The following is a 16820-nucleotide window of genomic DNA, read 5'->3' on the forward strand; positions in this document are numbered from 1 at the left end:
TCAGCGATGTCCTAACTCCAGAGATGAAACTCAAGCTTGAGGTTCTCTCGACAAGAGATTACTTTCTGGACGAAATCATCTCCATCGAAAAGGTTCCTTACGAGGGCTACGTTTACGACCTCTACGTCCCCGGAGAGCACAACTTCGTCGCCGAGGGAATAATCGTCCACAACTGTATAGACGAGTTCGACAAGATGAGCGACAGGGATAGGAGCGCCATACATGAAGCTCTTGAACAGCAGAGCTACCACTACGATTTCGAGCTTCTCCTCGCTGACGGGGGGAAGGTTAAGATAGGCGAACTAGTGGATGAGCTCATCGAGAGGAACCGAGATAAGGTGATAATCGGCAAGGACACCGAGATACTGCCCGTTGACGATATCGAGCTCCTCGCCTACGACCTTGAGAAGAAGGAAATCGTAAAGGTGAAAGCCGACCGCGTGAGCAGGCACAAAGCGCCGGACAAGTTCGTAAAGCTGAAGTTCTCCAACGGCAGGGAGATAACGGTAACGCCGGAGCACCCGATAATGGTATGGGAGGACGGGAAAATCGTGGAAAAGCCCGCCGATGAGATTTTCTCCGGGGACATAGTGCTGGGTGTTAGAGAGTATCCTGTTGAGATAAAGGCGGAATTCAGGAGCGTCTACAGGGACAGGAAGGAGGCGGAGGACTACCATGACTACCTGTACTCCAGGGGCATCGTGGGGAGGATAACGAAAACGGGAACAAACTTCGTGGTAAAAGAAACGGAAAGGGCACTTCCAAAAGAGCTTGTAAAGCCCCTTATGAAGGCATGTAAATCCCTCAAGCTAAAACTAACCTCGAAAGAGCGTATGCGGTTCAATCAGCCACTGGTTAAAGAGCACTACATAAAGGAAATCCTCAAAAGAATCGAGGAAAGAATAGCTGAGCTGGAAAAACTTGCCGAGGAGAATCCGGAGGGTGCGTTAAGAATAATCCCAAAGACCCGTATTTACACCAGATCCGGGATAACCCACAACAGGTTCAAGAAAATGCTGGTCAGGGGAGACGAGCAGGCAATAGAAATAGTCCGGACTCTTATAAGAGAGATGATAGACTCGGCCAGATCCCACCTTGACGAATTCCACCGCTGGTGGAGTGCGAACGTTAATTTCCTGAGGGTGAAGAGGGTCGAGAGAATCCCGAACGACCGCTGGGAGTGGGTCTACGACGTCACCGTTGAGCCTTACCACCTTTTCGTCTCCCACGGACTTGTCCTCCACAACACGATAAGCATCTCCAAGGCCGGCATAACCGCAACCCTGAACGCGAGGACGACGGTTATAGCCGCTGCCAATCCGAAGTTTGGCCGGTTCAACAGGCACAAGAGCCTTCCAGAACAGCTCGACCTCCCGCCCACTCTCTTGAGCCGTTTTGACCTGATATTCCTCCTTCTCGATGAGCCCGACGAGAAGGTTGACTCCCAGATAGCGGAGCACATACTCCGGGTAAGGCGCGGTGAGGCCGAGGTTGTAACTCCGAAGATACCCTACGACCTCCTCAAGAAGTACATAGCCTACGCGAGGAAGAACGTCCACCCGGTTCTCAGCAGGGAAGCCATGGACGAGATAAAGCGCTACTACGTCAGGATGAGGCGTGGTGCGAAGAGGGTCGGCGAGGATGAACTCCAGCCGATTCCCATAACCGCGAGACAGCTTGAGGCCCTTATAAGGCTCAGCGAGGCCCACGCTAGGATGCGCCTGAGCGAGACCGTAACCAGGGAAGATGCAAGGGCTGCAATAGCCATAATGGAGGAGATGCTGAGGACGATAGCGGTTGACGAGGAAGGGGCGATAGATGCGGCTATTCTTGAAGTCGGGAAGAGCACGAAGAAGCTCAGCAAGATAGAGAAGCTCATCGACATAATAAAGAACCTTGAGGGCGAGGGCGAGCACGGTGCTCCCGAGGACAGGGTTCTTGAAGCTGCGAAGCAGGCCGGTCTCGGAACCGAGAAGGACATCAGGAAGCTCATAGAGGATCTCAAGAGGGACGCGAGGATATACGAGCCGAGGGCCGGCTTTTACAGGGTGCTTTAACAAAGGTTATAAAGCGTCGTGAAGAGTAGGGAGGGGTGAGAGGAATGAGCGAGACAGACTTTTACGACTTCGAAAAGCTCCTCGATAAGGCTTACGAGGAACTCCCCGAGAACGTGAAGTCCCACAGGTCGCGTTTCGAGGTTCCAGCCGCTGTGGTGACAATAGCCGGAAACAGAACTATAATAGAGAACTTCGTTGACATAGCCGAGGCCATGAACCGCGACCCCAACCACCTCCTCAAGTTCCTGCTCAGGGAAGTGGCGACCGCCGGAACCCTTGAGGGCAGGAGGGCCATACTGCAGGGTCGCTTCACACCTTACCTCATAGCCAACAAGCTCAAGAAGTACCTCAAGGAGTTCGTCATCTGTCCAGTCTGCGGTTCACCGGACACGAAGATTATCAAGAAGGGACGCTTCCACTTCCTCAAGTGCGAGGCCTGTGGAGCCGAGACGCCCATCGCACACCTCTGAACTTTTCTTCATTTTTATGCCTTTAGGGCAATCTAACTCCGGAAAACCCTTTTAAACTTTACAAACTACAAGACCCAGCAACCAAACGGGGGCGTTCTCATGAGCATGGAGGAAAAACTTAGGGAGCTTTACGAAAAGAGGGAGAAGATTCTGCAAATGGGTGGCGAGAAAGCCATCGAGAAACAGCACTCCAAGGGAAAACTCACCGCCCGCGAGAGGATTGAAAAGCTCCTCGACCCCGGGAGCTTCGTGGAGATTGGGATGTTCGTCAAGCACAGAAACACGGACTTCGGTCTGGACAAGAAGGAGTTGCCGGCTGATGGCGTAATAACCGGCTACGGAACGATTGATGGAAGGCTAGTCTTCGTCTATGCCCAAGATTTCACCGTCATGGGCGGTTCCCTCGGCGAGATGCATGCGGCGAAGATAAAGCGCATAATGGAGCTCGCACTTGAAGCGGGAGCACCGGTAATAGGTCTCAACGACTCGGGAGGAGCGAGAATCCAGGAGGGAGTTGACTCCCTCAAGGGCTACGGCGAGATTTTCAAGATGAACACCGTTTTGAGCGGTGTTGTTCCGCAGATAACCGCCATCATGGGACCCTGTGCCGGAGGAGCGGTTTACAGCCCGGCAATCGGGGATTTCATCCTTATGGTGGACAGCCAGTCAAGCTTCATGTTCATCACGGGCCCACAGGTAGTCAAGGCCGTCACGGGCGTTGAAGTTACGCCGGTTCAGCTTGGAGGGGCCATGGTTCACGCCCAGAAGAGCGGACAGGCCCACCTCATAGGGAAGAGCGACGAGGAGGTTCTGGCCCTCATAAGGAAGCTCCTAAGCTACCTCTCGTCCAACAACATGGAGAAGCCACCGAGGGTCAAGACCAACGACCTACCCTTCAGGAAGAGCGAGAGGCTCTACTCCATAGTCCCGGACGACCCTAACAAGCCCTACGACGTCAGGGAGGTCATCTATGAAATAGTCGACAGGGACGAGAACGGCAATCCGGATTTCCTTGAGATTCTCCCGTACTTCGCTCCCAACGCGGTCGTTGGCTTCGCCAGGATGAACGGCCAGACCGTTGGAATAGTCGCGAACAACCCCAAGTACTTCGCCGGAGTTCTAGACATAGACTCAAGCGACAAGATAGCGCGCTTCGTTAGAACCTGCGACGCCTTTAACATACCGATAGTTACGCTCGTGGACGTTCCCGGCTACCTTCCGGGAACCGACCAGGAGTACAGGGGAATAATCAGGCACGGTGCCAAGGTTCTCTACGCCTACGCGGAAGCCACCGTCCCGATGGTTACCGTCATCCTCAGGAAGGCCTACGGAGGGGCCTATCTCGCGATGGGAAGCAAGCACCTCGGTGCCGACTTAGTCTACGCGTGGCCCACAGCGGAGATAGCCGTCATGGGCCCGGAGGGAGCCGCGAACATAATATTCCGCAAGGAGATAGCTCAAGCTGAGAACCCCGAGGAGTACAGGCAACAGAAGATTAAGGAGTACCGCGACAAGTTCGCCAACCCCTACGTGGCGGCATCGAGAGGCTACATAGACGATGTAATAGACCCTGCTGAGACGAGGGCGAAGATAATCATGTCGCTTGAAGCACTTGAAAGCAAGCGCGTTAAGCTTCCGCCCAAGAAGCACGGCAACATACCCCTGTGAGGTGGGAAAATGGACATGACGCAGCTCATCGAAGGTGGCTGGATAACCGTCATAGGTGTCACAGTCGTCTTTACGATACTCGGCATACTGGCACTAGTCCTCTACTTCGTCGGCTGGCTCGAAAGGAGACTGGTTGAGAGGGAGGGGAAAGCCCTTCCGGCCCCAACTCCAACTCCTTCGCCCTCTCCCCCCAAAGAGGAAGCCAAGCCTGAAATATCTCCAAGGGAGCTGGCCATAATCACCTCGGCCGTTCTGGCTTACCTCGCCAAGAAGGCCGAGCAGTTGAGACCCCTCCCGTTCAGGAGGAAGGTTTCCGATGCCTGGCGTCTCTACGGCCTTGAGGGCCAGATGGAAGAAACCGAGAACTTCAACTACGAGATAGGGAAGTGGTGAAGATGAAGGTCAGGGTCATCGTTGATGGTGTTGAGTACGATGTTGATGTTGAGGAACTCCCCGGAGGAAAGTTCAGGGTGAGCTTTGAGGGAAAGACCTACGAGGTAAAGGCTGAAGGGCTCGGGATAGACTTCGGAGCGCTCGCGGGTGCTTCCCAGAGTGTCCAGAGCGCACCGGTAGTTAGCGCGCCCGCTCCAGCTCCTTCTCCTCAGGTTTCTGCTCCTGCTCCCGTGGAGGGGCCTTCGGTTTCGGCTGGGGAGGGTCTTGTTACTGCCCCGATGCCTGGGAAGGTTTTGAGGGTTCTTGTTAGGGAGGGTGAGAGCGTTAAAACCGGTCAGGGTTTGCTTGTTTTAGAGGCAATGAAGATGGAGAATGAGATTCCAGCACCGAGGGATGGTGTTGTGAGGAAAATCTACGTTAAGGAAGGCGACACCGTGAACACCGGCGACCCACTAATAGAAATCGGGTGATGGCCATGACGAGCTTCATAGACTTCATCAACACCCTCGGCTTCCTCCACCTCACGGTGGGGAACGTCATCATGATAGTCATAGGCCTCACCCTGGTCTACCTCGCCATAAGGTATGAGATGGAGCCCCTGCTCCTCCTTCCAATAGGCATCACCGCCGTTCTAGTAAACCTCCCGCTCAACGGGATAGCCAACTGGCCGGTGGCGGTGAACCTGCCCGAGAACGTCAGCGACAGCATATTCAAGACGATAGCTTATATGAACCAGCACTACGGAGAACCGGGCCTTCTAGACCTGGTTTACTACCTCCTCGTGAAGACGGAGGTTGTCCCCCTGCTCATCTTCTTCGGCCTTGGAGCGATGACCGACTTCGGACCGATGATAGCGGATCCAAAGACGGCCCTCCTTGGAGCTGCAGCACAGATAGGTGTCTTCGTGGCGATGCTGACTGCTCTAGCCTTGGGCTTCAACCTCCACCAGTCGGCCTCGATAGGAATCATCGGCGGAGCCGACGGACCGACGACGATTTACCTGACGACGAAGCTGGCCCCGGAGATACTTGCAGCTACGGCGGTTGCAGCGTACAGCTACATGAGCCTCGTCCCGATAATCCAGCCACCGATAATCAAGGCCCTCACAAGCCCGGAGGAAAGGAGGATCAGGATGAAACAGCTCAGACCGGTTTCAAAGCGCGAGAAGATACTCTTCCCGATAATCACCATGATAGTCATCGGCCTGCTCGTTCCAAGCGCGGCCCCGCTTATAGGCATGCTCATGATAGGGAACCTTTTCCGCGAGAGCGGTGTCGTCCAGAGGCTCAGCAAGGCAGCACAGGAGGAGCTGATGAACATAGTCACGATATTCCTCGGCCTTGGCGTCGGCTCAACCATGCGTGCTGAAAGCTTCCTCACGGCGCAGACGCTGGAAATCCTTGGGCTCGGTGTCGTTGCCTTTGCCAGCGCCACAGCGGGGGGAGTCCTCTTCGGAAAGCTCATGAGCAAGCTCTCGGGAGGAAAGATAAACCCGATGATAGGAGCAGCCGGAGTTTCAGCGGTTCCAATGTCGGCTAGAGTGGTTCAGAGAATAGCGACCGAAGAAGACCCGGGCAACTTCATCCTTATGCACGCGATGGGCCCGAACGTTGCAGGGGTTATAGGAACGGCCGTCGTGGCAGGTGTTTTCCTGGCCCTTCTGGGCTGATGCCCTTCTTTTAAAATTTGGGAAAGGCTCACTTGAGCCTTATAGCATCGAGGTTGTTCGGTGCGCGGGTTGAGACGCCGAACTTTCTGTGTATGCTCGTCGAGAGGTCGAGGCACTTGTGGGATTCGCCGTGGACGGTTATTATGCGCTCCGGCCTCGGTCTGACGCGGGCAACGTAGCTTATCAGCTCCCTCCTGTCGGCGTGACCGGAGAAGCCGTCTATAGTGTGCACTTCCATATTGACGTTGACTACTTCTGTTCTGCCGTCCTCGCCAACTAGGGGTATCTCCCTAAGGCCCCTCTGAACCTGCCTTCCGAGGGTCCCCTCTGCTTGGTAGCTCACGAAGATAATGCTGTTCTTCGGATCCGAGGCGAGCTGCTTGAAGTACTCGACGCTCGGCCCGCCGACGAGCATACCTGAGGTGGCTATTATTATCGCCGGCTCACCGCTGTCTATTATGTCCAGCCTCTCGCGGGAGTTGGCTACGGGCCTGAAAACAGGGTTCAGGAAGGGGTTGTAACCCTCGTGGAGTATCTGCTCACGAAGATTCTTACTGAGGTACTCCGGATAGGCCGTGTGTATGGCGGTCGCCTCCCATATCATACCGTCAAGGTATATCGGAACGTCTATTCCTCCGACTCTGGCGTACTCTTCGAGAACCATCATTATCTCCTGCGCCCTTCCGACGGCCATGGCCGGTATGAGCACCTTTCCACCGCGCTTTATCGTCTGGTGGATTATCTCTATGAGCTTCTTCTCGGCCTCATCGCGGGGCATCTGGTAGTCGTTGCTCCCACCGTAGGTGGACTCCATAACGAGGGTCTCAAGCCTCGGGAACCTGCTGACGGCAGGCTCGAAGAGTCTCGTGGGGATGAACTTGAAGTCACCGGTTATGGCTATGTTGTGGAGCCCGTTGCCGATGTGGAGGTGAACTATCGAGGAACCGAGTATGTGGCCGGCGTTGTGGAGGGTGAGCCTTATGTCTGGTGCTATGTCCCTCACCTCCCCGTAGTCGAGGGTTATTGTGTGCTTTATGACCTCCTTGATGTCCCTTGGTCTATACAAGGGCTCGACGCCGTTCATCTTCTGGATGTCAATGAAGTCCTGCTGGAGGAGAACCATTAAATCCCTCGTGGGCGGGGTGGTGTATATCGGGCCGTCGAAGAGCTTGTAGCGGAAGAGGTAGGGGAGCATGCCGCTGTGGTCGAGGTGGGCGTGGGTGATTATTATGGCATCGAGGAGGCCCTCGTCGAGGACGTAGCGGAACTCAGGGGCATCGAAGTGGGGGAAGGCCTTGAGCGGATCCTTCAGGGTCGCTATGTTGACACCGAAGTCCACCAGAACGTAGCTCTCATCGGTTTGGACGAGGAGGGAGCTCCTTCCAACCTCGCGGAAGCCCCCGAGGCCTGTTATCCTTATCCACCTGCTCTTGTATTCGGACTTCCTGTAGATGTTCCTCCCGACCTGTCTGAGGAACTTCCTCCTGTCCCTGCTCTCGTTCTGGAGAATCTGCCTTATCGAGTATATCGTCTGGCTCTGGAGCGGTGGCGTTCTCACTGGCCTCGGCGCCCAGTGAACCCTCTGGGTTATCAGGCGGAGCGTTTCCCCGTTCTTTCCTATAACGAGGCCGGGCTTCTTGGCCTCTATTATGACCTCACCGACGGAAGGGTCAAAGCTTATGTTGGTTATCTCCGCCTCGGCCGGGACTATCTCCTTTATCATCTCCTCGGCCTTCTCCGGCGGGATTAGGATGTCCGGGTCGGGGCGCACGCTGATGCGCTTCTTCAGGACTTTTGCGAGGTTCCTTATCAGGTCGCCGTCCCTCATGAGGACTTCAGGGTTCTTGGTGTATATCACCAGCTCCGGCCCCTCGAACTCTATCTCGGTTATCTTCGCGTTTGGTGGAACCATCTGGCTGATTACTTCCCTTATCTCCTTGAGTATGTCGTCAACGTAAGTTTCCCTTTTGATCAACTCCATCACCTCACTCAAGAAAAGCTCTGAGCTCTTCCTCGCTCCACTCGCGATAGCCTTCTTTGGTTATGGTAACGAGGGTAACGCCACCTCCGGTGAAGACGTCCCTCCTAGTTGCGACCTTAATTGCCTTGAGGGCGAGCTTAATCCCACCATCGACAGAGAGGTCATCACGGTAGTTCTCCTCAAGTATAGAGAAGGCGAACTCCATGCCCGAGCCGGCAGCGGTGAACCTGTCCGCGGTTACGCCACCGGCGGAGTCTATTGAGTACAGCCCGGGCTTCTCGTCGTAGCCACCAACGAGAAACCATGCGTAGTAAGCGTAACCCCTACCACCGTGAAGCACGTTGGCCGTCAGCGTCGCAAGGGCCTTAACGGACATCTCCTTCCCGACCCTTGCCCTGTAAAGCCTAGCCTCCGCCCTGAGACGTCTGACCAGGCCAAGTATGTCCCCAACGCTTCCGGCCCCGGCCAGTGCCAGGTGCTCGTCTATCTGGAATATCTTCGTGACGTTCTCCGAGAGCACCATGTTGCCGAGAGATGCCCTCCTGTCCGCCGCTAGGACTACGCCGTCCTTACAAACGATGCCAACGGTTGTTGTGCCCTTTAGGCCCTCAGTCAACTACAACACCCCTGGATTTGGTTTTAGAACAGAAGAATTCCTACAAACCGCTTGGGGAAAGAGTATTTAAAGGTTTCGCCCGAGTTAAATGGGTGGTTGCCATGAAGAAGGAGGTAATACTCCTTACCGGTCCACCCCTCAACGGGAGGGACGAGTACATAACCGAGGCCCTCAAACTCGCCAAGGGGGAGAGCTACGGCTATTACCACGTCTTCGACTGGCTCAGGGAGGTCGGGAAGGAGAGGGGAGTCAAGATAACGCGGAAGAACGTCCTTGACTTTGCCATAAGCCACCCCGACCTCATGAACGAGATAAGGGACGAGGCCTTCGCGAGGATAAGGGCGGAGATAGACAAAAGCGACAGGGCTTTTCACCTCGTCTCTACGCCAAGCCTCTTCCGCTGGGGGAGCGGGAGCGTTATAGGCTTCACCCTGAGTAACCTCAAACTGTTAAGGCCCAACAGGGTGATAATAGTCCTCGATGATGTGCTCTCGGTCAGGAGAAGGATAATCAACGACCCGGAGTGGTTCGAGCGCTTCGGCGAGAACCCAGACAACATAAAGCTGACCACCCTAGTGATGTGGAGGGAGGATGCCATAAACCACGTCAAGACCCTCGTCCACGAGCTGAAAAAGGAGGGGGTAAACGTCCGCTACGTCCTACAGTTCGGCATAAGGCACCCAAAAGAAGTCTTCCTCGACCTCGTCTTCCGGGAAAAGGAGAAGCCCCTCGTTTACCTCAGCTACCCCATGACCGGCCACGAGGAGGAGTACTACCACAGGGTTAGGGGCTTCTACAACAAGCTCAGCGAGCACTTCACGGTTCTCGACCCCGGGGCTCTCGACGACTGGTGGGTGGTCGCTGAGTACGACGAGCAGGTGTCAAAGAACCCATCTATAAAGCGCATCAGGATAAAGCACCTCCTCGACGGCGAGGAAGAGGAAGAACTCGACAGGGAGGACATAGAGCAGGCGACCGACATACTGAGGAGACAACTCGTCGAGCGCGATTTCAACCTCGTTGATGTAAGCAAGGCGATAGCAGTCTACCACTACGCCGAGGGCGTTTCGGCAGGAGTTATAAGCGAGATGGCAGAGGCCTACAGGACGCTTGCTGCCATATACCTCTACTACCCATTCAAGAGGCGCCCAAGTCCATTCATGGAATTCTATGGCATGCAGAACCCGTCGAGGAGGACGATGTTCAGGGACGAGGACGAGATGATAAAGGCGATGATGGAAGAAAGAGAGTACTGGACCAAAGCGTGACATTTTAGTTTTGTTTTTTATTCCTGTTGAAAATTTTATCGCACTATCTTACTATATTGACAACCTTAATGATCAAAACTATGAACTTTCACCAAAAATCTTTATTTTTAGCTGTCATTCAATCAAGATATTGCCTGTAAGATACCGCTGAGATTGGATTCTAAGTAGAAAAGTTTTCTAAATTTCGTCAATTTGTTAAAAAATTCTGCGATAAAGATTTAACTTAAATAAACATCACGACTGGAAGAAAATCCCGGAGGGAACTCCAATGAAACGATTCGTGACACTGCTCCTGATAGGGCTGCTGGTCGTGGCGGCGGGCTGTATAGGAAGTTCTAGCTCAGGCAGTTCCTCCAGTGTCCAGTCAGGAAGTTCCTCATCAAGCGGTCAGCAGGTTAAAGTCATAAAGCTCGGTGCCCTCCTCGACCTCTCGGGTCCGATAGCCTCAGACGGCAAGAAGATCCAGAACGCACTAAAGCTGGCGCAGGAGGATATAAACGCCTACTTCCAGAAGAAGGGAGAGCCCTTTAAAGTTGAGATACTCTTCGAAGACACAAGGACTGATCCCAAGGTGGCACTCGAAAAGCTCCAAACGCTGGACGCCCAGGGGGTTAAGGTTATAATAGGGCCCACTTCGAGCGGCGAGCTTAAGAATATGAAGAGCTACGTCAACGCCCACAAGCTCATAGTTATCTCGGAAGCATCAACGGCGCCACCCAAGTTCATAGGCTTCGCCAAGCCAGAGGACAAGAAATACGTCTTCCGTTTCGTCCCGACGGACTTCTTCCAGAGCAAGGCGATAGCGGCGGAGCTTAAGAGCAAGGGCATCAAGGGAGTTGTCATATTGTACCGCGGTGACGCGTGGGGCAAGGGACTGCACGACGCCACCGTTGAGAAGATAAAGGGAAGCATCGAGATAGCCGAGGACATCAGCTACCCGAGCAACCCCGAGCCAACAGACTGGTCACCCTACATCAGCAAGGCCGAACAGGGTGTTGAGAGCCTTCTCTCAAAGTACTCTCCTGACCAAGTGGCCGTCTGGGTAGTTGGCTTTGACGAGATAGCGACCCTGCTGTCGCAGGTTTCAGACGACTCACCCCTCCTCAAGGTTAAGTGGTTCGGTTCGGACGGCGACGTCCTCAGCGACAAGATAGTGGAGGAAGCCGGCGACAAGGCATCGAAGGTCGTCCTCTACTCGACCCAGTTCTTCGCCCAGAGCGAAGAGGGTAAGAAGTTCGTCCAGAGGTACAGGGAGAAGTTCGGAATCGAGCCGAGTGAGTACGCCCTCATAGCCTACGATGCAGCGTGGGTTGGGGCTTTAGCCGAGGCAGAAGTTCTCAAGGAGAAGGGGAGCTTCGATGCCGATCTGGTGGCCCAGAAGATAAAGGAGATACTGCCCAAGTACAGCTCTGGCGAGCTTGGAGTTTCCTCAGTCACAGGAAACATCGAGCTCGACGAGTGGAACGACAGGGCCAGCGGTGACTACGCCATCTGGGGCATTGTGAACGGAAAGTGGAAGCTTCTCGGACTGTGGAAGTCCTCGACCGGTAGGATCGAGTGGTCTTCCTGAGCTTTTCCCTTCTTTCATACTCCCCCCGTCTGGAGGTGATGAAATGCCTTTGCTTCAGACCAGAGACCTCGTGAAGACGTTTGGCGGTTTAAGGGCTGTCGATGGCGTCAGCATAGACGTTGATGAGAAAACCCTAACCCTCATAATCGGTCCAAACGGTTCTGGTAAATCAACCCTGATAAACCTGATAACCGGTTTCTTGAAGGCAGATTCGGGCAAGGTTGTTTTCGCTGGTGAGGATATAACAAACAAGGAACCGAACGAAATATACAACCACGGTATTGTGAGAACCTTTCAGACTCCCCAGCTTTTGAAGAGTATGAGCGTTGTTGAGAACCTGCTCATAGCTAACGTTCATCCCGGTGAGAATCCAATCTCTGCCCTGAGAAAAAGCCTGTGGCTTAAGAAGGAGGAGGAGCTCGTTGAGAGGGCCTTCTCAATTCTGAAGTTCCTCAGGCTTGATCACCTGTGGGACAGGCCCGCCGGAACGCTGAGCGGCGGGCAGATGAAGCTCCTTGAGATAGGGCGTGCCCTCATGACGGAACCAAAGATGGTAGTCATGGACGAGCCAGTCGCTGGAGTGGCGCCTTCACTTGCCCACGACATACTTCAGAAACTCGTCGAACTGAAGGAGGAGGGCATAACGGTTCTCCTCATAGAGCACAGGCTCGACATCGTTCTGGGCTACGTGGATCACCTCTACGTGATGTTCAACGGGAAGATACTCACCGAGGGACGCGGGAAGGAGGGCATAGAGAAGGTGGTGAACGACCCGAGGGTGGCCGAAATCTACATGGGGGGTTGAGGATGCTTGAGGTGGAGAAGGTTAACGCCGGCTACGGAAAGCTCCAGATACTCTTTGATATTGATTTGAAGGCCGAGAAGGGCAAGATAACCACGATAGTCGGCCCAAACGGCTCGGGGAAATCGACTTTCCTGAAAACGGTCTTTGGGCTGACGACCGTTTATTCGGGCTCAATTAGGTTCAAAGGGAGGGACATCACGGGGCTTCCCCCCTTTAAGAGAACTAGAATGGGAATGGCCTACCTGCCCCAGACGAACAACGTCTTTACCAACTTAACCGTGATGGAGAACCTCAAGATGGCTGGCTATATACTGAGCGAGGATGAGTTTCGGGAGAGACTTGAGGTGGCCCTCTCGGTTTTTCCAGATCTGAAAAAGATACTCGACAGGAAAGCGGGGAACCTGAGCGGCGGCCAGAGGCAGTTTCTGGCAATGGCGACGGCAATAGTCAGGAACAGCGAGCTCCTGCTCCTCGACGAGCCAACCGCACAGCTCGCTCCAAAGCTTGCCGACGTCATATTCTCAAAAATCCTTGAGATGAGGGACGACCACGGCATAACGGTTCTCCTCGTCGAACAGAACGCTATGAAGGCCCTTGAGATAAGCGACAGGGCATACATGCTCGTCAGCGGAAGGGTGTTCTATGAAGGCAGCCCGAAACCTCTCCTGACAGAGGAGAAGTTCAGAAAGCACTTCCTCGGCGTTGTTGAAGAGCTGGAGGTGGTAGAGGATGGGAGTGTTTGAGGGGGCTTTAACCTACGCCAATTTACTCGCTCTATTGGCTCTGGGATTAACGCTTACCTACATAACCACGGCCGTTCCGAACTTTGCCCACGGTTCCTTCGCGGTGATAGGCTCTTACTTGGCTTACACCCTGCTCGTCGCCTATGGCCTCAACCCCTATCTGGCCGTGATTCCTGCCTTCATTGTCGGCGGACTCGTTGGAACTGCTGTTTACCTGCTCACAATAAGGCCTCTCATAAGGAAAGGCGCCTCCGTGGACATGCTGATGATGGCAACGCTCGCCATCGACATAATCCTCTATGGATTTCTCGGGGCTTACTCGGATTTTTTGAGCGACGCCTTCAAGAGAAACGCGAGCAAGTTCGTCTTCACGGACATAGACTTCACTATGGGAAGCATTCCGGGAAGGGTTGTGACCTCAACTGCTCTCGTCCTTGCTACTCTCATCGGCCTCTACGTCCTGCTCTACAAAACAAAGTTTGGAATAGCGCTCAGGGCCTCGATGGAAAACCCAGCCTTAGCTGAGGCAATGGGAATAGACGTAGAAACCACAAGATTGTTCTCGTGGTTTTTAGCGGCAGCAGTTGCGGGGATGGTGGGGGCGGTATTACCTTTCCTCCAGGAAACTGTTCCCGGAACGGGAGGCTTCATAATCGTTTCCGTCTTCGCGGCGAGCATAGTCGGCGGGCTGAGGAACATAGCGGGGGGCTTGATAGGAGGCTACATCATAGGCTTTTCGGAGTCGCTCGTTACCTATGGACTGTCTGACATAGCTGGAACGGGGGTTCTGGTTTACGGTAAAGTTGTTTCCCTCCTCATAATGGTGGTCGTCCTTCTCCTCCTGCCCGAGGGGATAACTGGCACAAAGCTCTGGAGGAGGCTGGTAGGATGATATCCGAGGTTCTCCAGCTCATCCTAGTGTGGATTGGAATCTACGCGATAGTGAACATAAGCCTCAACATTGAGTACGGCTACACCGGAATACCGAACTTCGGAAGGCACTTCGCGGTAATTATAGGGGCAATAGCCGTCGGCGGAATACTGAACAGGATACTTATGAAGATTCTCGGGGTAAGCGGTGACCTCATAACCGGAACCACGGACCTCGTTGCAAAGGCGGACGATATTTTCGCCGCCCATCCCGCGTATGGCATAGCCTACCTCCTAGTTTCCCTAGCTTTAGCGTTCGTTCTTGGGATGGCAATGGGGGCAGTTTTTATACTACCCAGCTCGCGTCTTCGCGAGGACTACCTCGGAATGACCCTCCTGGCGATAGCAGAGGTAACCTTCATGATAGCCTACTACACGCCATCGCTGATGGGCGGCTACTACGGAACATCGGTTCCGGATCCCTTGGCATTTCTCTCGGGCAACTCAAGGGAGTGGACGTTTATCGGGATAACCCTGTCCCTAGCGTTGCTGGTTTACCTCTTTGCAGAGAGATTCCTAAATACTCCCTTCGGAAGGCTTTTGAAGGCCCACAGGGAGAACGAGACGGTGGTACTTGCCTTCGGGAGGAACCTGATGGAGATAAGGATAAACGCCTCGGTCATAGGCTCAGGAATAGCGGCTTTGGCTGGAGTCCTCTACGGCTTCCACGCCCTCAACCTGATAAGCAGTTCCTTCTCAAGGGTTGAGTGGACGTTCTACCCATTTATCATGCTTTTACTCGGTGGAAGGGGCAACAACAGGGGCGTAATCCTTGGAACGACGCTCTTCGTTGCCCTCAAGGTGCTCATAGAAACCTACAAGTTCCAGATATCGGCACTGCTTCACCTGCCCTTTGAACCGGTGTGGCTTGAGTACGTGCTCTTTGGTATAATAGCCCTGCTGATACTCTACTACAGGCCGGAGGGCCTGATAAGAGAGGGAATGATAAGAACGGAACCGCTGAAAAAGAGGGGATGAGTTTTTATCCCCTTTATATTTATTCAGGCAAAAGTTTAGAAAAGAAAGAAGATCACTTCTTCACCCATCCACGGTGCTTCATGGCCTCGTAGACCCTGCTGACAGCGACGACGTAGGCTGCATCCCTCATGTGGATGCCTTTCTCCTTGTGAGTGTTGAAGACGTCCCAGAAGGCCCTAGTCATCTTGTCATCGAGCCTCTTCCTAGTCTCTTCAACCGTCCAGTAGAAGCCGTTGATGTTTTGAACCCACTCGAAGTAGCTGACGGTAACGCCACCGGCGTTACAGAGGAAGTCCGGAATCTGGAGGATGCCCTTCTCGTAGAGTATCTCGTCGGCCTCTGGAGTAACAGGTCCGTTGGCAACCTCGGCAACAATCTTGGCCTTGACGTTGTCGGCGTTCTTCTCGGTGATGACCTCCTCTATTGCTGCAGGAGCGAGGATGTCAACGTCGAGCTCAAGAAGTTCTTCGTTGGTTATGTTCTGGGTTCCGGGCATATCCTTGACCGAGCCGTGCTCCCTCTTCCACTTGAGGACTTCCTCAGCGGGTGGAAGTCCGTCAGGGTTGTAGATACCGCCCTTGCTGTCGCTTACCGCGACTACCTTCATGCCGAACTCCTCGCTGAGGATCTTGTGGAGGAAGTGGCCGGCGTTACCATAGCCCTGTATGGCTATGGTCTTGCCCTTGAGGCCGTCCCAGCCGAGGGCCTTAGCAGCTTCGCGTATGGCAAAAGCGGCACCGCGAGCGGTTGCGTCCATTCTGGCGACGATACCGCCAACTCCGGGTGGCTTGCCGGTTATGACACCGAAGGCCGGGCCCTTGCGCCTCATTATGGTCTCGTACTCGTCCATCATCCAGGCCATTATCTTTGGGTTGGTGTAAACGTCTGGAGCCGGGATGTCGGTCCAGGGGCCAATAACGTCGTAGATGGCCCTTATGTAGCTCCTCGCGAGCCTCTCCTGCTCTCTCTCGGAGAGCTTCTTCGGGTCAACGATTATGCCTCCCTTACCGCCACCGTAGGGGAGGTCCATAACAGCGACCTTCCAAGTCATCCAAGTTGCCAGAGCTTTAACGGTGCTGAGGGTCTCCTCCGGGTGCCACCTTATACCACCCTTGGTCGGCCCGCGGGCCCAGTTGTGCTGAACCCTGAAACCGGTGAAAACCTTAACAGAACCGTCGTCCATCTCGACGGGAACGCTAACCTCAACAATCCTCATGGGCCTCTTGAGCCATTCGAGAGCCTCTTCGCTTATGTCCATGAACTGGGCGGCCCTCTCAAGCTGCTGGATGGCCATCTCAAAGGGGTCCATCTCAACCATATGTATCACCTCAAGTTTCGGTAATCTGCGATATCCGTTACGACCTTTGCATATATAAACCTTTCGGGAAAGGAGAAAGGAGAACGCTTAGTTTCCAACAAAAAGTTTTTACCACAAATTTTCGAAGGAATAAAAAGTTCTCCTGAAATTTTAGGCCAAAAGGAGCAATGTACATTCAAAATTTTCTGGACATCAGTGGACTTAAAAATCCGTCAATGAACATTTAATTGGGCCCTCAGCGAGAAGTCGGTCATCATCTATCAGCTCACTCACGTTCCAGTCATCGGGCCCTTGGACTCTATAAAAGCCTTTTAAAAAGACTTTCGCCTGTTCCCTCCATTGGCATTTTTTGAA

14 protein-coding genes and 1 pseudogene are annotated in these 16820 nt (G+C 53.9%); 12 read left to right on the forward strand and 3 right to left on the reverse strand.

Annotated features, from left to right (window positions below):
* The 6 genes and pseudogenes from MVC73_RS03780 to MVC73_RS03805 all read left to right on the forward strand — a co-directional run.
* Positions 1-2057: pseudogene (locus MVC73_RS03780) on the forward strand (MCM2/3/5 family DNA replication licensing factor); the annotation flags it as partial.
* Positions 2058-2101: 44 nt separating this feature from the next.
* A complete protein-coding gene (locus MVC73_RS03785) occupies positions 2102-2527 on the forward strand; it encodes a translation initiation factor IF-2 subunit beta (protein WP_297507147.1) in 426 nt (141 codons plus the stop codon).
* A gap of 99 nt (positions 2528-2626) precedes the next feature.
* On the forward strand, positions 2627-4195 hold the full coding sequence (locus MVC73_RS03790; RefSeq protein WP_297507075.1) for a carboxyl transferase domain-containing protein: 1569 nt from the start codon (positions 2627-2629) through the stop codon (positions 4193-4195).
* 15 nt (positions 4196-4210) lie between these two features.
* The gene (locus MVC73_RS03795) at positions 4211-4588 is read left to right on the forward strand and encodes an OadG family protein (RefSeq protein WP_297507150.1); all 378 of its coding nucleotides are present in this window, start codon (positions 4211-4213) and stop codon (positions 4586-4588) included.
* A 2-nt stretch (positions 4589-4590) separates the two neighbouring features.
* Complete coding sequence (locus MVC73_RS03800; RefSeq protein ID WP_297507153.1) at positions 4591-5058, forward strand: acetyl-CoA carboxylase biotin carboxyl carrier protein subunit; 468 nt, start codon at positions 4591-4593, stop codon at positions 5056-5058.
* A 5-nt stretch (positions 5059-5063) separates the two neighbouring features.
* Positions 5064-6257: a sodium ion-translocating decarboxylase subunit beta gene (locus tag MVC73_RS03805; protein ID WP_297507156.1), complete on the forward strand. Its 1194-nt coding sequence runs from the start codon at positions 5064-5066 to the stop codon at positions 6255-6257.
* A gap of 28 nt (positions 6258-6285) precedes the next feature.
* Here the strand turns inward: MVC73_RS03805 and MVC73_RS03810 are convergent, their stop codons facing one another.
* Both MVC73_RS03810 and psmB read right to left on the reverse strand, forming a co-directional pair.
* Positions 6286-8232, reverse strand: a complete 1947-nt coding sequence (locus MVC73_RS03810; protein ID WP_297507159.1) for a beta-CASP ribonuclease aCPSF1 — start codon at positions 8230-8232, stop codon at positions 6286-6288.
* A 10-nt stretch (positions 8233-8242) separates the two neighbouring features.
* Complete coding sequence (gene psmB / locus MVC73_RS03815; protein WP_297507077.1) at positions 8243-8854, reverse strand: archaeal proteasome endopeptidase complex subunit beta; 612 nt, start codon at positions 8852-8854, stop codon at positions 8243-8245.
* A gap of 101 nt (positions 8855-8955) precedes the next feature.
* Between psmB and MVC73_RS03820 the strand changes: the two genes are divergently transcribed.
* The 6 genes from MVC73_RS03820 to MVC73_RS03845 all read left to right on the forward strand — a co-directional run bounded on the left by MVC73_RS03820 (position 8956) and on the right by MVC73_RS03845 (position 15148).
* Positions 8956-10122: a hypothetical protein gene (locus tag MVC73_RS03820; protein WP_297507161.1), complete on the forward strand. Its 1167-nt coding sequence runs from the start codon at positions 8956-8958 to the stop codon at positions 10120-10122.
* A gap of 268 nt (positions 10123-10390) precedes the next feature.
* Positions 10391-11692 carry an ABC transporter substrate-binding protein gene (locus MVC73_RS03825; protein WP_297507079.1) on the forward strand — a complete coding sequence of 434 codons (1302 nt, stop codon included), beginning with the start codon at positions 10391-10393 and terminating at the stop codon, positions 11690-11692.
* A 43-nt stretch (positions 11693-11735) separates the two neighbouring features.
* On the forward strand, positions 11736-12497 hold the full coding sequence (locus MVC73_RS03830; protein ID WP_297507081.1) for an ABC transporter ATP-binding protein: 762 nt from the start codon (positions 11736-11738) through the stop codon (positions 12495-12497).
* Between the two features lie 2 nt (positions 12498-12499).
* Positions 12500-13240: an ABC transporter ATP-binding protein gene (locus tag MVC73_RS03835; protein ID WP_297507163.1), complete on the forward strand. Its 741-nt coding sequence runs from the start codon at positions 12500-12502 to the stop codon at positions 13238-13240.
* Positions 13227-14132, forward strand: a complete 906-nt coding sequence (locus MVC73_RS03840) for a branched-chain amino acid ABC transporter permease (RefSeq protein ID WP_297507083.1) — start codon at positions 13227-13229, stop codon at positions 14130-14132. Before MVC73_RS03835 ends, MVC73_RS03840 begins: the two co-directional genes overlap by 14 nt.
* On the forward strand, positions 14129-15148 hold the full coding sequence (locus MVC73_RS03845; RefSeq protein ID WP_297507085.1) for a branched-chain amino acid ABC transporter permease: 1020 nt from the start codon (positions 14129-14131) through the stop codon (positions 15146-15148). Before MVC73_RS03840 ends, MVC73_RS03845 begins: the two co-directional genes overlap by 4 nt.
* A 52-nt stretch (positions 15149-15200) precedes the next feature.
* Here MVC73_RS03845 and gdhA read toward each other — a convergent pair whose 3' ends face one another.
* Positions 15201-16466 (reverse strand): glutamate dehydrogenase, encoded by a 1266-nt coding sequence (gene gdhA, locus MVC73_RS03850; protein ID WP_297507087.1) that lies wholly within the window; start codon positions 16464-16466, stop codon positions 15201-15203.
* Positions 16467-16820 lie beyond the last annotated feature (354 nt).

The sequence above is a fragment of the Thermococcus sp. genome (genome assembly GCF_027052235.1).
In the GTDB taxonomy this organism is placed as follows: Archaea; Methanobacteriota_B; Thermococci; order Thermococcales; family Thermococcaceae; genus Thermococcus.

Excerpts from the sequence above, each read along its gene's own strand:
- MVC73_RS03785 (WP_297507147.1), top strand. The coding sequence starts at position 2,102 with ATGAGCGAGACAGACTTTTACGACTTCGAAAAGCTCCTCGATAAGGCT.
- MVC73_RS03790 (WP_297507075.1), top strand. The coding sequence starts at position 2,627 with ATGAGCATGGAGGAAAAACTTAGGGAGCTTTACGAAAAGAGGGAGAAG.
- MVC73_RS03795 (WP_297507150.1), top strand. The coding sequence starts at position 4,211 with ATGACGCAGCTCATCGAAGGTGGCTGGATAACCGTCATAGGTGTCACA.
- MVC73_RS03800 (WP_297507153.1), top strand. The coding sequence starts at position 4,591 with ATGAAGGTCAGGGTCATCGTTGATGGTGTTGAGTACGATGTTGATGTT.
- MVC73_RS03805 (WP_297507156.1), top strand. The coding sequence starts at position 5,064 with ATGACGAGCTTCATAGACTTCATCAACACCCTCGGCTTCCTCCACCTC.
- MVC73_RS03820 (WP_297507161.1), top strand. The coding sequence starts at position 8,956 with ATGAAGAAGGAGGTAATACTCCTTACCGGTCCACCCCTCAACGGGAGG.
- MVC73_RS03825 (WP_297507079.1), top strand. The coding sequence starts at position 10,391 with ATGAAACGATTCGTGACACTGCTCCTGATAGGGCTGCTGGTCGTGGCG.
- MVC73_RS03830 (WP_297507081.1), top strand. The coding sequence starts at position 11,736 with ATGCCTTTGCTTCAGACCAGAGACCTCGTGAAGACGTTTGGCGGTTTA.
- MVC73_RS03835 (WP_297507163.1), top strand. The coding sequence starts at position 12,500 with ATGCTTGAGGTGGAGAAGGTTAACGCCGGCTACGGAAAGCTCCAGATA.
- MVC73_RS03840 (WP_297507083.1), top strand. The coding sequence starts at position 13,227 with ATGGGAGTGTTTGAGGGGGCTTTAACCTACGCCAATTTACTCGCTCTA.
- MVC73_RS03845 (WP_297507085.1), top strand. The coding sequence starts at position 14,129 with ATGATATCCGAGGTTCTCCAGCTCATCCTAGTGTGGATTGGAATCTAC.
- gdhA (WP_297507087.1), bottom strand. The coding sequence starts at position 16,466 with ATGGTTGAGATGGACCCCTTTGAGATGGCCATCCAGCAGCTTGAGAGG.